Source organism: Bacillus sp. ISL-7, from assembly GCF_018613065.1.
Window position 1 is genome coordinate 52,516 of record NZ_JAGGQW010000015.1, and the last position, 13,461, is coordinate 65,976.

Annotated in this window: 11 protein-coding genes and 2 pseudogenes; 6 read left to right on the top strand and 7 right to left on the bottom strand. The window is 37.6% G+C overall.

Annotation, left to right across the window (positions count from 1 at the left end; translation table 11 throughout):
• Positions 1-16: 16 nt before the first annotated feature.
• The 5 genes and pseudogenes from J7E66_RS04070 to J7E66_RS04090 all read right to left on the bottom strand — a co-directional run bounded on the left by J7E66_RS04070 (position 17) and on the right by J7E66_RS04090 (position 4,365).
• Positions 17-1,435 (bottom strand): tetratricopeptide repeat protein, encoded by a 1,419-nt coding sequence (locus tag J7E66_RS04070; RefSeq protein WP_214998151.1) that lies wholly within the window; start codon positions 1,433-1,435, stop codon positions 17-19.
• A 128-nt stretch (positions 1,436-1,563) separates the two neighbouring features.
• Positions 1,564-2,103 carry an HD domain-containing protein gene (locus J7E66_RS04075; RefSeq protein ID WP_214998152.1) on the bottom strand — a complete coding sequence of 180 codons (540 nt, stop codon included), beginning with the start codon at positions 2,101-2,103 and terminating at the stop codon, positions 1,564-1,566.
• Between the two features lie 32 nt (positions 2,104-2,135).
• A complete protein-coding gene (locus tag J7E66_RS04080) occupies positions 2,136-2,708 on the bottom strand; it encodes a GNAT family N-acetyltransferase (RefSeq protein ID WP_214998164.1) in 573 nt (190 codons plus the stop codon).
• Between the two features lie 9 nt (positions 2,709-2,717).
• Positions 2,718-3,194 (bottom strand): annotated as a pseudogene (locus J7E66_RS04085) (N-acetyltransferase family protein); the annotation flags it as partial.
• A gap of 166 nt (positions 3,195-3,360) precedes the next feature.
• Positions 3,361-4,365, bottom strand: a complete 1,005-nt coding sequence (locus J7E66_RS04090; protein ID WP_214998153.1) for a DUF3231 family protein — start codon at positions 4,363-4,365, stop codon at positions 3,361-3,363.
• A 152-nt stretch (positions 4,366-4,517) separates the two neighbouring features.
• On the opposite strand from J7E66_RS04090, the gene J7E66_RS04095 reads away from it, so the two are divergent.
• The gene (locus J7E66_RS04095; RefSeq protein ID WP_214998154.1) at positions 4,518-4,859 is read left to right on the top strand and encodes a DUF3889 domain-containing protein; all 342 of its coding nucleotides are present in this window, start codon (positions 4,518-4,520) and stop codon (positions 4,857-4,859) included.
• Between the two features lie 229 nt (positions 4,860-5,088).
• Positions 5,089-5,943, top strand: coding sequence for a hypothetical protein (locus J7E66_RS04100; protein ID WP_214998155.1), 855 nt, complete (start codon positions 5,089-5,091; stop codon positions 5,941-5,943).
• Between the two features lie 59 nt (positions 5,944-6,002).
• Here the strand turns inward: J7E66_RS04100 and J7E66_RS04105 are convergent, their stop codons facing one another.
• Entirely contained in the window at positions 6,003-6,203 is a 201-nt protein-coding gene (locus tag J7E66_RS04105) for a 3-alpha domain-containing protein (RefSeq protein WP_214998156.1), read from the bottom strand.
• Positions 6,204-6,560: 357 nt separating this feature from the next.
• Here J7E66_RS04105 and J7E66_RS04110 point away from each other — a divergent pair, with 357 nt between their 5' ends.
• The 4 genes from J7E66_RS04110 (at position 6,561) to gnd (ending at position 11,811) form a co-directional block, all read left to right on the top strand.
• Complete coding sequence (locus J7E66_RS04110; RefSeq protein WP_214998157.1) at positions 6,561-7,286, top strand: GntR family transcriptional regulator; 726 nt, start codon at positions 6,561-6,563, stop codon at positions 7,284-7,286.
• Positions 7,286-8,827: a gluconokinase gene (gene gntK, locus J7E66_RS04115; RefSeq protein WP_214998158.1), complete on the top strand. Its 1,542-nt coding sequence runs from the start codon at positions 7,286-7,288 to the stop codon at positions 8,825-8,827. The genes J7E66_RS04110 and gntK overlap by 1 nt, the downstream gene beginning before the upstream one ends.
• Positions 8,828-8,915: 88 nt before the next feature.
• A complete protein-coding gene (locus J7E66_RS04120) occupies positions 8,916-10,262 on the top strand; it encodes a GntP family permease (protein ID WP_214998159.1) in 1,347 nt (448 codons plus the stop codon).
• A 145-nt stretch (positions 10,263-10,407) separates the two neighbouring features.
• Positions 10,408-11,811 (top strand): decarboxylating NADP(+)-dependent phosphogluconate dehydrogenase, encoded by a 1,404-nt coding sequence (gene gnd / locus J7E66_RS04125; RefSeq protein ID WP_214998160.1) that lies wholly within the window; start codon positions 10,408-10,410, stop codon positions 11,809-11,811.
• A 145-nt stretch (positions 11,812-11,956) separates the two neighbouring features.
• On the opposite strand, the pseudogene J7E66_RS04130 reads toward gnd, so the two are convergent.
• Positions 11,957-13,209, bottom strand: a pseudogene (locus tag J7E66_RS04130) (class II aldolase/adducin family protein); the annotation flags it as partial.
• Between the last annotated feature and the right edge of the window lie 252 nt (positions 13,210-13,461).

The window sequence follows — 13,461 nt, forward strand, 5'->3', positions numbered from 1 at the left end:
AGCGGATGATGGTGGATCATCCAGTTTCTTGATTACTTTTTAATTGAGCGAAAATTTTTTGATAGGCTGAAGCCTCTTTTACCATCCCTTTAGATTGATACATTTTGCTGATTTTTCGTACGGGAGAAGGATTTTGCGGCTGCAGCTCCATTTCCCAGAAGAAGCAATCGATCGCTTGATCGAATTGTTTAAACTCCGCATAATAATCACCCAATTCCATCATCCGATCGGGATCCTCTAATAAATTTACCATTTCACTAATTTTTCTAATCACCTCTAAATCCGGGATTACCTTTTGAATAGGGATAAGTTTTTCATGAACAGTTTTAAGATCATGCTCCTTAAGAAGGATTTCAGCAAATTGAAACACCTTTTGTTCAAATTGCTTGGTCTTTTCAGTATGTGGCAGGTGCTGTAACAATTTAATAAATTCGTCTAAATGTTCTATGACAAAGCTCGGGTCAGAATTTTCCCATATTAAAAGGAGTATAGCATCATAGGAGGCGGGCATGTCATCGATAAAATCTAATATGCATAAGGCAGCTTTCTCATAATTACCGTCTTTAAGCATTTTTTCGACTATAGATTTTGAATCAGGCAGCACTTGAAACGGATTGAGGTTGATTTGAGCTAAAATTAGCATCCATTCTTCCATCGAGACAAAACGTAAAGCAATGCTGGTATATTTTTCAATGGATTCAGCAGCTTTTAGCCTCTTTGCATTTTCTAACCACAGCAATAACTCATCTAAACCGTCTTGTTTTCTTACGATTTCTTCTAATAATATTCGTTCATCTGGATTGGTTCGATTTTTGAAGCAATGTAATTCAACATATAGAGGGTCCTTCATTTGGATTACAGGTAAACTCGAGGAATGGTAAAAATGGTTGTATGAACTCAATTCGAGAGAGGCCAAACGTTCTTGTGCAGATTTTATTGTCGGTGCAAAATCAGCTAACATTTGAATGATTTGAAAGGATTTCATAAATTTTCCGTTTCTTCTAAAGTGGTAGAATACTTTGTCGATGATCTTAATCAGCTGTTCTTTTTGAAAAAACGAGTCAAGTGTTGTCAGAATGTAGACCATTTCCTGAAGAGAATAATGGATTTGTAATTGAGAAAAAAGGTTATTTTTATTCGGAATGGTGTTGTTTACGTGGGGAATTAATGCGCTTAAGAGCGGATGTGGGGATTCAATAATAATACCTTCATGAAATGCCTTATCTATAAATGTTCCTTCTTCAATCTGATCAAGCTTCTCCCCATATATAAGGGCATTTTTATAATAAATAAGATAATATCTTTCCTGGTCAGCGGTCATTACCTCGATTACTTTGCTTCGTGCAAATACGGCTGTCCTTATTATATTACCCTTTACATTATGTTTTTTATCTTTTATCGACATTTCAGTTGGCATAATTAGTTTTTTATCCATTCACCTTTGCCCCCTATCATAATATACACTTATTAAAGTAATTTACTTTTGTGACTTTATTATAGCATAATCGAAAAAAAGAGTTCCTTTACCAAGGTCCTCTCCTTCCGATCCGAGTCTTACCGACATTATTTTTTAAAAAGCAGATTTACTTCAACTACTAATTCCCTTTGTAATGGGAAAGTTGACTTGTGACCGAGACTGTCAATAATATTTGTGTAGTACCACGCTTGATGTTCTTTGCCGGCGTTAAATATGTTCCACACAGCATCCCCCTGCTGCTCATAATCCTTTATGATGGAGCGAATGTTATGTAATTTATCGGCACAGGCAACCACACGAATTTCCTCTGATGCTGTCTTTAAAAACTCAATCGTATGTTCCTTTCGCTCCTTCCAGGGAAGCGATTTATCGGGTTCAGAACATCCTTCCACAATGCTAGCAATTCTTGGTCCAAATTCCCGCTCAATATCTTTCAAAGTAAGTTCTGTATCTTCAACTGTATCATGCAAAATTCCCGCTGCGATGATGTCATCATCGTACCCTGCTTTCATTAACATCATTCCAACTGTAACCGGGTGCGTGATATAAGGGATGTCGGTATTCTTTCTGAATTGGTTTCGGTGACTTTTACTCGCTATCTGCAGCGCTTTTTCAACTATATTCATTTTTTGGACCTTCCTTTTCACGTTAAATAATATTAGTCATTCGGATTAATAATCGCCAAAACTTGATGGTCTTCCCATTTTCCGTTGATCTTTACATTTTTCATAGCGATTCCTTCTTTATGAAATCCGGATTTTTCTAACACTCGAATGGAACCAATATTATGAGGCATGACACCGGCTTCTATCCGGTGTAATTTCAATTCATTGAATGCATATTTCACAAGCAGCTTAGCCGCTTCAGTTGTGTAGCCCTTCCCATTGTGCTTTTCATCTAAAAAATAACCGATGAACGCACTTTGAAGCGAGCCTCTTAGTACTTGAAATAGATTAATAGTACCAATTAAGAGACCATCATTTTTAAAAATTCCAAACGTATATGTCTGATCACTTTTACTATCTTCTTCATACATACGTATCCGGTTCAACTGAGTATCAACCGAATAAAAATCGTCATTTCGTTCCATCGAAAACTTTTCGAAAAAACTACGGTTTTCGGTTTGTAATGTAAGCAGTGCATGTGCATCTTCTGTGGAAAATGGTCGAATATAGATGTTTTCACCTTTAAAGGTCGAATCTCCCTTTACCGATTTCAAATGCAGAACCATATGTTCATCATTATAATGAATTCCGTTCACTTTTAGGGCATTTTCTTCAAATCCATACACTTTAAAACCTATTTGGGTATAAAGATTTTTCGCCTTTTCATTGCTTGCCATCACTGATAAATTAATTTTTTCAATCTCTTCCATCGTTTTAGCTTTATTGATCGCCTCTTCCATTAATGCCTTACCTACGCCTAGTCCTTGTTTCTTGGGCGTGACATACATCGCAAAAATATTTGCTCGATGCCGTATTTTCTCGGAACTTTCTTGAAGTAAGGTGACTACTCCGATTAGTTCTTCCTCATCAAATGCACCAAACGTAAAGTTTCCTTCTATGGTAAAGTTACGGGCAACTTGGTCAATGGGATTTTCTCTTTTTATGGCATCCTCATAACTTGTTAAAAATGCCTCTGGATTTTGTTTAAGTGCTTCTAGTCTTAACTTCCAATACCTCTCTGCATCAGATGTATCTAATAATTTAATGTTCAAAATGATCCCCCCTTTAATCCATTTTGTGTTTCTCTATTTACCTAAAATTTACCCACTACAAATTGCTTCTCTTATTAATTCTATAAATATAATTCCATTCCTGTTTATTGCTCGGAAAACGTAAAAAGCCGAGATATCATCTACATCTTGGCTTTTAGGTCCTAAATTATTTTTCTTTGGCAATTTCTGTTCTATTAGGGGCAAGTGGCGGTTGCTCCAACCACTTATTTTGTTCCATTATGTTAAACCATTTTTTGGTTACGTACAAATTTTTTAGAATAATGGTTTCATACGCTGCAACGAGGTCTGATCTCATGGAAGATGCCAAACCTGTCCCATGATAGGCTTGCGCAACTTGTGACAAGAAACCTATATGATACATCATTAACTTATCGGAAAAAGGAGACACTGTTGAAGTGGTCACTTCCGTTTCCATGGAACGAGGAACTGGTAAATGATCTGCCTGCAGGATTTTTGAAAAGGTTGCGATATGCTGCTCAGCCACGTTTTGCGACTTTGTCATAAACTTCCTTACTTCTGTTGATTGAGCAACCTGACTAAATCCAACACAAAGGGCTTTACTCATCATACTTTTCTTTAGGTTTAAAAAAATACTGATGATTTCAATGGATGCTAAACTTCTCCCTTTTCCAAAAAATCCATCGATGAAATCATTGCTGGAGATAAACTCAGGGTTCACGGAAGGATAAATATAAGGGTCGCGCTGGAAATGCCCTTTCTCGAGCAATAGCTCAACGGTTTGGTGGTACATCCTACTTCCATCATTTAAACATGAATCGAAAAAATGGCGTAAATCTGCTCTGACAGAAACACATAAGGATGTTGAATGACCTATAAGCCCATGCAGGGTCATGATATGTAAGTAATTTAAGCAAAATATATCAGTAAATAATCTCTTTGCACCTTTATTGATATCATATTCAGTAAATCCAATCGGAACCGGAAAGCCCTCACTCTCTAAAAAAGCAGCGGCTTGTTTCTTTTGTCCTCCGAAGGTCTGAATGGCATCCTCAAAAAAGGCCTTTATTGATTGATCATCAATAATGGAGACCATATATCTATTTACTACGTCAGTCATCGTTCCATTTATATATTGTCCCCAAAGAGAACCTATTTCGGAAGCTGTGAGTCTTAAATTTCCCTTATCCATATTTTCGCCACCTCAATTGTATTATTTACCAAATGAGCGAGGGTTATGAATTATTTTGTGTGTAAGGTAAACAAATAAAGTGATTGACAAAAACCTACATAAGTTATTGCTCAAAATGAAATGATATAAGCAAAAACAAAGAGGGTAATTACGTGAAAAAGATCCTGATTAGTTTATATATAAGCTTACTTTTCATCTCGGTAAGTGTACATCCACTGACCCCCATTCATGAAGTAAGTGCACAACACAAACCGATTCCCTCCTATGCCAAGTGGGGTACATTAGCACTAAAGAAAACTCATGAAAAATATCCGCATGCAAAAATAATTGATTATCTCCACATTGGAAGAACGAGTGGACCACAAACCTCCACTGAAAGGTTCAAGCTTTGGTTAAAAGAAAACAATGGAGAATTCGGCGTTTTCATCACAATTGAATTTAACAAGCAGACCGAAAAGGTCCTTAAGGTAACTTTTGAGGAGACAGCAAGGTAATTCCTTTTGAAGGTGGATCTAAATGCCTAGTAAGACAGGATTCTATAGGAATTTGGATATTGCTGGCTATGACCTGATTGATAAAAAATAAGAACATTATTAAAAACCAAGTAAACCACTAAGAAAAGTCTCTACTTAGTGGTTTTGTTTATAAATAGTAAGCCCTAGTGCATAATTTCCATTCTTAGGAACAAACTATATTAATCCAGTTACTATCGGAGTGAATAATATGCATAATTCATATTGGTATTATGCTTTACTGGTTCTCAGCACTTGTGTATTTTGTTTTATACTATTCAAAAAAAGAAATACGCAAACTCTATTCCTATTATTAACTATGATTGGTATGGGCTATCTTATTGAAACCATTATCTTTAATTTCTTAGGAAGCTATGAATACCACCCAAATTTTATCCAGTATAATACATTTTATGACAGCAATTTAGGGGCATTCGTCTCCAATACCTTTTCTTTACCCGTCGTTGCCACCTTAATAGCGACCTTGCACTTAGGGTGGATTTGGATGGTCTTCTTTTCAGGGGTATTTGTCGGGATTGAATGGTTATTTTTAAAGCTTCATATTTATGCCCATAATTGGTGGAGGTTAGCATATACTGGGTTTGGACTCCCCTTTTATTTTGCGATGTCTAAAGTTTATTATAAATGGATTAAACACCCTTCAAAAGGGCTCAAACATTATTGGATGCTTTATTTAATCACTGGATCCATTTCTGCTAGTACCTATATTCTGCCGATCATCTTTTTCTCGAATCGAATATACACTCCTGGGTGGTTTGAAAATTCTGGACGGGATTCGATTGCCTTAGCAGCTATTTTCTATTTATGTGATAGTCTGTTTTATTGTCTAATGACTAAATTTAACTGGAAAAAGAAGTGGAGCAAATATATCTTAGCAGGATTACTTATGTTTGCGGTGAACCAAGTTCTGATCCGAGTTGGAGTCCTTCATAGTTTGGTATGGTGGGACCAGCCGTACTATGTGGGGCTATCTTTAGTACTTACCCTTATTACGGGGATTGTTAATAAAAGATTGTTTAGGGTCCCCTATAAAGAGGAAGCATAAAAAAGCTGTAAAATATTTATATATTACAGCTTTTTTTGAAAGGGAAGGACAATTAGCAATTAATCATTTGGTCCAAACACTCTATTTCTGATATCCAGTGTTTCCCTCATTTCTATTCGTTTCTCTAGCGTGGTTCTCATCCCTAGTTCAAGTAATTCACATTGGGAATGTTCACGCATTTCCTCAATGTTTTGTTTCTTAGCATGGATAATTTGATTGCACTTTTGAATGGTCCATTGTGGATATGGTCGGTCAACCAAAGTAAACGTCTGCCCCTCTTCAACAAAACCATCTGATTCTTTGCCTCTTTATTTCCGATCGTTATCGGTAAACCAACAAAAACATGTTTTAGAAAAATACTCATCTTAATTTCCTCCTAAAAATACTGCCAATATTTTCAATGTATGTATTTATTCATGCATCTGTAATATTGCCTCTTCGTCATGTGTCCTATATTTAATGGGCATTTTTTAGATTATTTTTATTAAATCCGCTAAGAATAATGAATACACCTTCCTGTGTTGTCATGACTTTATTAAAAAAAGCGCTTGCATTTTTTAATATGTATTCTATAATACTTGTATACAAGTATACTCGTATAACAAGAAGGTGAATCAATGACAGAATCAAAGGAATTCTTATATCCCGCAAAATGGCTTTTAAAAGCTTCTGCTGGTGAACGTGTTACATGTGAGCTTAGAATGCGAATAATTTCCGGCCTTATTGAAAGCGGTACCACCCTATCAGAAAATAAATTAGCTGCCGACTTTGATGTGAGCCGTTCCCCTATTCGGGAAGCATTAAAAACTCTTGCGTCAGAAAGTTTGATCCGTTTAGAAAGAATGGGTGCCGTTGTAATTGGTTTCACCATTAAAGAAATAGTAGAAATTTATGAAGTCCGATTAATGATAGAAACATTTGTATATGAACGGCTTGTGAAATTAGACACCAGAGAGTTAGTTAAGGAACTGAGTAAAATACTCGAGATGATGAAAATTGCCATCAAATATCATGATGCCGATGAGTTTTCATATCAAGATGTCTTATTCCATGAAACAATTATTCGAGCGATTAATCATTCCTACATCATGATGATCTGGAATAATGCAAAACCTGTAATGGAAGCTTTCATCCTATTGGCGATGCGGGCTCGCTTCGAGGAAAAATACGATGACTTTCCACGTATTGTGGACAATCATCAACTTTATATTGATGCGTTCGATGCGAAAAATAGAGAACTGATGATTCTCTCTTTGCATCAAAACTTTGATGATGTTGCAGGAAAAGTAGAAGACCTTTGGAGGTCTCAACTAATGCTTTACAAAGGAGTTGTGCAGGAATAATGACAAACTATATGTTAGGGTTAGACATCGGTACAACAAGCACAAAAGCTGTTTTATTTACTGAAAAAGGCGAAGTCATCCAACAAGAGAATATCGGTTACCCACTCTATACTCCTGATATTTCGACAGCCGAACAAGACCCAGAAGAGATCTTTATGGCTGTGGTACAAGCCATTTCGAGGATCATGAAACAACATCCTCAAAAAGAGATTTCATTCATCTCATTTAGCAGTGCGATGCATAGCCTCATTGCCATGGATGAAAATGACCAACCGCTGACACCTTGTATTACTTGGGCAGATAACCGCAGTGAAGCCTGGGCACATAAAATAAAAAATGAATTAAATGGGCATGAAGTCTACAGACGAACAGGAACGCCGATTCACCCGATGTCACCATTGAGCAAAATCACTTGGATTGTGAATGAACGTCCTGAAATAGCTGAAAAAGCAAAAAAATATATCGGAATAAAGGAATATATATTTAAAAAGTTCTTTGACCAGTATGTAGTCGATTATTCCCTTGCTTCTGCCATGTGCATGATGAATCTCAAAGAATTGGATTGGGATAAGGAAGCATTAGAAATCGCCGGGATATCACGTGAGCAATTATCTAGGCTCGTGCCAACCACCGAGATTTTTACAAACTGTAATCCAGAATTAGCAAAACAAATGGGCATTGATCCTCTAACTCCCTTTGTAATTGGTGCAAGTGATGGCGTCCTTTCCAATCTTGGTGTAAATGCGATTCGAAAAGGTGAGATTGCCGTAACCATTGGGACAAGCGGGGCAATTCGAACCATCATTGACCAGCCGCAAACCGATGAGAAAGGTAGAATCTTTTGCTACGCATTAACGGAAAAACATTGGGTTATCGGCGGGCCAGTAAACAATGGCGGGATGGTCTTTCGCTGGATTAAGGATGAGTTTGCAGCTGCAGAGGTAGAAACCGCGAAAAGACTAGGAATTGATCCATATGAAGTATTAACCAAAATTGCAGAAGGTGTAAGACCGGGGTCAGATGGATTGTTATTCCATCCATATCTTGCTGGTGAACGTGCTCCCTTATGGAATCCGGACGTGCGTGGATCCTTTTTCGGCTTAACGATGGCACATAAGAAGGAACATATGATTCGATCTGCGCTCGAAGGTGTTATTTACAATTTATACACCGTATTTTTAGCATTAGTTGAATGTATGGAGGGACCAGTGACTCGAATCCAAGCAACTGGTGGCTTCGCAAGGTCAGAAGTTTGGCGTCAAATGATGTCTGATATTTTTGACCTGGATGTAGTCGTTCCAGAAAGCTACGAAAGTTCTTGTCTCGGTGCTTGTATCTTAGGCCTATATGCTACCGGGAAAATCGAATCCTTTGAAGTCGTTTCTGAAATGATTGGCAGTACCTACAAACATACACCTAAAGAAGAGGCTGCAACAGAGTATAGACAATTATTGCCAATCTTTATTAATTTATCGAGAGTATTAGAAGAAGACTATACACGAATTGCCAACTATCAACGAAGTATTATTAGAAAAGCGTAAGTCTCCATTTAGCGGCTGCCACTAGCCGCTTGGCTGCTTACTTGCATATTGTTTTAAAATCATTATGAATTTTTTGGAGGGAATTATTATGCCATTAGTCATTGTCGCCATTGGAATTATCGCATTACTTATTTTAATCATGGGCTTAAAATTAAACACTTTTGTCTCACTCATCATCGTCTCGTTCGGCGTAGCTTTAGCACTTGGAATGAAACTAGATGATGTTGTCACAACCATTGAAGCTGGATTAGGCGGAACACTTGGTCATTTAGCATTAATCTTCGGACTCGGAGCGATGCTAGGTAGGTTAATTGCAGATTCTGGGGGCGCACAACGAATTGCCATGACCCTAGTCAACAAATTTGGAGAAAAAAATATTCAGTGGGCTGTAGTCGTATCCTCATTCATCATTGGTATTGCATTATTCTTTGAAGTTGGACTCGTGTTATTAATTCCAATCGTATTTGCCATTTCAAGACAATTAAAAGTTTCTATTTTATATCTCGGGATTCCGATGGCAACAGCATTATCCGTAACACATGGTTTCTTACCGCCACACCCAGGACCAACCGTCATCGCTGGTGAATATGGTGCCAATCTTGGTGAAGTATTACTTTATGGTTTTATTATTTCGATTCCAACTGCCATTATTGCTGGACCTATTTTTACAAAGGTTGCTAAAAAAATGGTACCTGCTTCATTTACAAGAACTGGTAGTATCGCCTCTCTAGGTGAACAAAAAACATTTAAACTTGAAGACACACCAGGTTTTGGTATCAGTGTATTTACCGCCATGCTTCCTGTTATTTTAATGTCAATTTCTACAATTATTACGTTGCTTCAAAAAACAATGGGCTTTGCAGATAATACTGGACTTGCAATTATCCGTTTTATTGGCGGCGCCTCTACTGCGATGGTGATCTCCTTATTAGTTGCTATCTATACCATGGGCTTGGCAAGAAAAATTCCGATCAAAGATGTAATGGATTCTTGTACATCAGCCATTAATGCTATTGGTATGATGCTCCTCATCATAGGGGGCGGCGGTGCTTTCAAACAAGTATTGATTAATGGCGGTGTAGGTGACTACGTAGCCGAATTATTTAAAGGTACTTCCATATCACCGATTTTACTTGCATGGATTATCGCGGCGATTTTACGAATTGCCTTAGGATCTGCCACTGTTTCAGCATTAACAACTGCTGGTTTAGTTATCCCAATGTTGGGTCAATCAGATGTTAATCTTGCATTAGTCGTCCTTGCCACTGGAGCGGGTAGTTTAATCCTATCACACGTTAACGATGCCGGTTTCTGGATGTTTAAAGAGTATTTTGGTTTAAGTATGAAAGAAACATTCGCAACATGGACATTACTTGAGACAATTATTTCCGTATGCGGATTAGTATTTATTCTATTACTAAGTTTATTCGTTTAATCGTGACCAGCAGCAGAAACTTTATTCATCTGCTGCTGCTTAGTTATCTAAAGGGCAGAATCCCCCCTCTTATACTTAGAATCCACTAAGTATTAAAGCGGCGGATTTACTGCCTTTTATTTTTATAAAAAGGAGAGGAAGTTAAATGGACAATACAATTGGAGTTATTGGTTTAGGTGTGATGGGCAGCAATATCGCCTTAAATATGGCGAACAAAGGGGAAAAAGTAGCTGTCTATAATTACACGAGAGATTTAACAGATAAACTTTTACATAGAATTGATAATCAACAAATCGACCCGTACTATGACGTGCAAAGTTTTGTTCAGTCCTTAGAAACCCCAAGAAAGATCTTTCTTATGGTCACAGCTGGTGCAGCGATAGATTCTGTGATTTCTTCGTTAGTTCCTTTTCTTGAGCAAGGTGATATGATCATGGACGGCGGCAACTCCCATTACGAAGATACTGCCCAAAGATATGATGATTTGAAAATTAAAGGAATCGATTATTTAGGGATTGGTATTTCCGGTGGTGAAGTAGGCGCATTAAATGGCCCGTCCATCATGCCTGGCGGAGATAAGGAAGCATATGAAAAAGTTGCGCCCATACTTACAAAAATAGCTGCGCAAGTCGATGGGACCCCATGTTGCACATATATTGGTCCAAAAGGTGCAGGACATTATGTGAAAATGGTCCATAACGGAATTGAGTATGCAGATATGCAATTGATTGCCGAAGCCTATACCTTTTTAAGAGATAGGTTACAGTTATCTGTGAATGAAATTGCTGATATCTTTGGAACATGGAATCAGGGTGAACTGAAAAGTTACCTAATCGAAATCACGGCAGAAATTTTAAAGAAAAAAGATGAAAAAACCAGCTTACCACTGATCGATGTCATTCTTGATAAAGTAGGGCAAAAAGGCACAGGTAAATGGACAAGCATGCAAGCGATAGATAACGGTATCCCCCTATCAATCATTACCGAGTCATTGTTCGCCCGGTATGTATCTTCATTAAAAGAGGAACGGGTCATCGCAGAAAATATATTAGCAGGCGCAGGAATGGACCAGCAGGATTTAGATAAGAATTTATGGATTGAGTATGTTAGACAAGCATTATATATGGGTAAAGTTTGCGCCTATGCCCAAGGATTTACACAATATAAAATGGCTTCTGATCTCTATGACTGGAATTTACCATTAGAAGAGATTGCACTTATTTTCCGGGGAGGCTGTATTATTCGGGCCGAGTTTTTAAACGTAATCAGTGAAGCCTATCAGAATCAGGTAAATCTGAAGAATTTATTAATCGCACCATTTTTCGCTGAAAAAACAAAAGAGTATCAATCAGGACTAAGGAAAATGGTATGCGAGGGTATAAATTCCGGTATCGCCTTTCCATGTTTAGGTACTTCCCTTTCATATTTCGATAGTTACCGAAACGGCCGTTCAAATGCCAGCCTTTTACAGGCACAACGGGATTATTTCGGTGCCCATACGTATGAGCGAACTGATATGGAAGGAGTCTTTCATACGGACTGGAACTAATAGTTTGGAGTATGAAACCTCCTCTCTAATCCGTACAAGGCCTATACTCGTAAATGAGTATAGGCCCTGTACGACAAGGTTTTATAATTTGATTATGCTTTGTTAAATCTTATTCATCAAGGGACATTTTCTTATTCGCATCAAAACTTAATTTATACAATTCAAGTGGCCAGTATTCAACATCATAAGACTCCTTTTCATTGAGTGAAACAAAATGACCAATTGATGTGGTGGCCGCCATTACAGAAATAGCCCTTTTATAAAGGTCACCGCTTAACCGAGCTGATGAATCATTCTTTCCCGTATTAACCATACCTATTCCCGGTATTAAAATCACACGTGGGAATGTATCACTGATTTGATCTCTTTCATTTTTATTTATATTAAAATAAGCTTGGTATTCCTCTTTATACTCATCTAAGCCTTTTCTTATTTTTACGACAAGTTCCTTAACTGTTTCATTTTGTGGATTCCAATTGATATATAATGGTAGACGTTTTGTATGAATCAAATGATCGGGACATGCTGGTCCAGATTGTGAAAGTACAAGAGCTTTATGACTGTTGACAAAAGTAAGTACCTCCACAGAATCATCAAAGGTTAATGTCACTTTCTTTTCCTTGTTACCCATTTCACTAATCACCGGTAGAATTTCTTGTAATGCCGCTTCTTTTTCTTTTAAATTTAAAGTTTTATATTTATTTCCTCCAAAGAGGTCCTTTTTCTTCATTCTCTCATTTATATATGCCTCGGCCTCTTGAATGAATTGTATGGTCTTTTCGTAAGACTTTTCTGAAGTTTCACCCCACGCTACTAGCCCATGTTTTTCCATTAAAACAAGCTCAGCCTTTGGATTTTTACTTACTGCTTCATATATAAGTTTTGAAAGTCTGAACCCAGGTCGGACATATGGTACCCAAACGAATCGGTCCCCAAAGATTTCCTTTGCAATCTCTTTCCCATTATCTGCACAACAAATTCCAATAATCGCATCTGGATGAGTGTGATCAACGTGGATAAAGGGTAAGAACGCATGTAACAAGGTTTCAATGGAGGAACGAGGGTGATTGGAATCAACCATACACTGAGAAAGATAGGCAACCATTTCTTCGTCGCTCATTCCTCTCTGTTAACAAGTGGCTTTATATCATTTAGTCTAAGGGCTGTAAAATTCTTTCCGTTAATAGTCCCTAAGTCAGATCCACTGCCTTTTACCCACATGATTTCAATATCCTGACCTTGATTATCCTTCATTGTCGTTTTCATCGAAGTGTTGCCGCCACCCCAATTGGCAACTCCTCGGTCGGAGCCTAATAAATTGGATCGGTAAACTAGTTCTGCTAAGCCTTTTTCAATCCTATTTGCCTTACTTTTATCCCATTTATCCTCGGTTTTCATATAAAGCATACTCCTTACTAATCATTATTTTATATATATAGGCTCTGCTAAACTTGCCTGTTGATTTCCGCTCCAGGCGCTTCGCTTTCCGCGGGCGGTCCGGGGAGTCTCCTCGTCGCTGCGCGGAGGGCACTGAAAAAGTCCCTTGTTTTATAGCAGTTGTAGGTTGATTTTATCAACTCTTCAACTGCTTTTTATTTTATAATTGTGGTAATAAAACATTTTAGGTGGTATACAAATGATTTCCTTTCA

Bases quoted from the DNA above. Each gene is read 5' to 3' on its own strand.
- J7E66_RS04075 (WP_214998152.1), bottom strand. From the start codon at position 2,103: ATGAATATAGTTGAAAAAGCGCTGCAGATAGCGAGTAAAAGTCACCGA.
- J7E66_RS04120 (WP_214998159.1), top strand. From the start codon at position 8,916: ATGCCATTAGTCATTGTCGCCATTGGAATTATCGCATTACTTATTTTA.
- J7E66_RS04080 (WP_214998164.1), bottom strand. From the start codon at position 2,708: ATGGTTCTGCATTTGAAATCGGTAAAGGGAGATTCGACCTTTAAAGGT.
- J7E66_RS04070 (WP_214998151.1), bottom strand. From the start codon at position 1,435: ATGGATAAAAAACTAATTATGCCAACTGAAATGTCGATAAAAGATAAA.
- gntK (WP_214998158.1), top strand. From the start codon at position 7,286: ATGACAAACTATATGTTAGGGTTAGACATCGGTACAACAAGCACAAAA.
- J7E66_RS04090 (WP_214998153.1), bottom strand. From the start codon at position 4,365: ATGGATAAGGGAAATTTAAGACTCACAGCTTCCGAAATAGGTTCTCTT.
- J7E66_RS04100 (WP_214998155.1), top strand. From the start codon at position 5,089: ATGCATAATTCATATTGGTATTATGCTTTACTGGTTCTCAGCACTTGT.
- J7E66_RS04110 (WP_214998157.1), top strand. From the start codon at position 6,561: ATGACAGAATCAAAGGAATTCTTATATCCCGCAAAATGGCTTTTAAAA.
- gnd (WP_214998160.1), top strand. From the start codon at position 10,408: ATGGACAATACAATTGGAGTTATTGGTTTAGGTGTGATGGGCAGCAAT.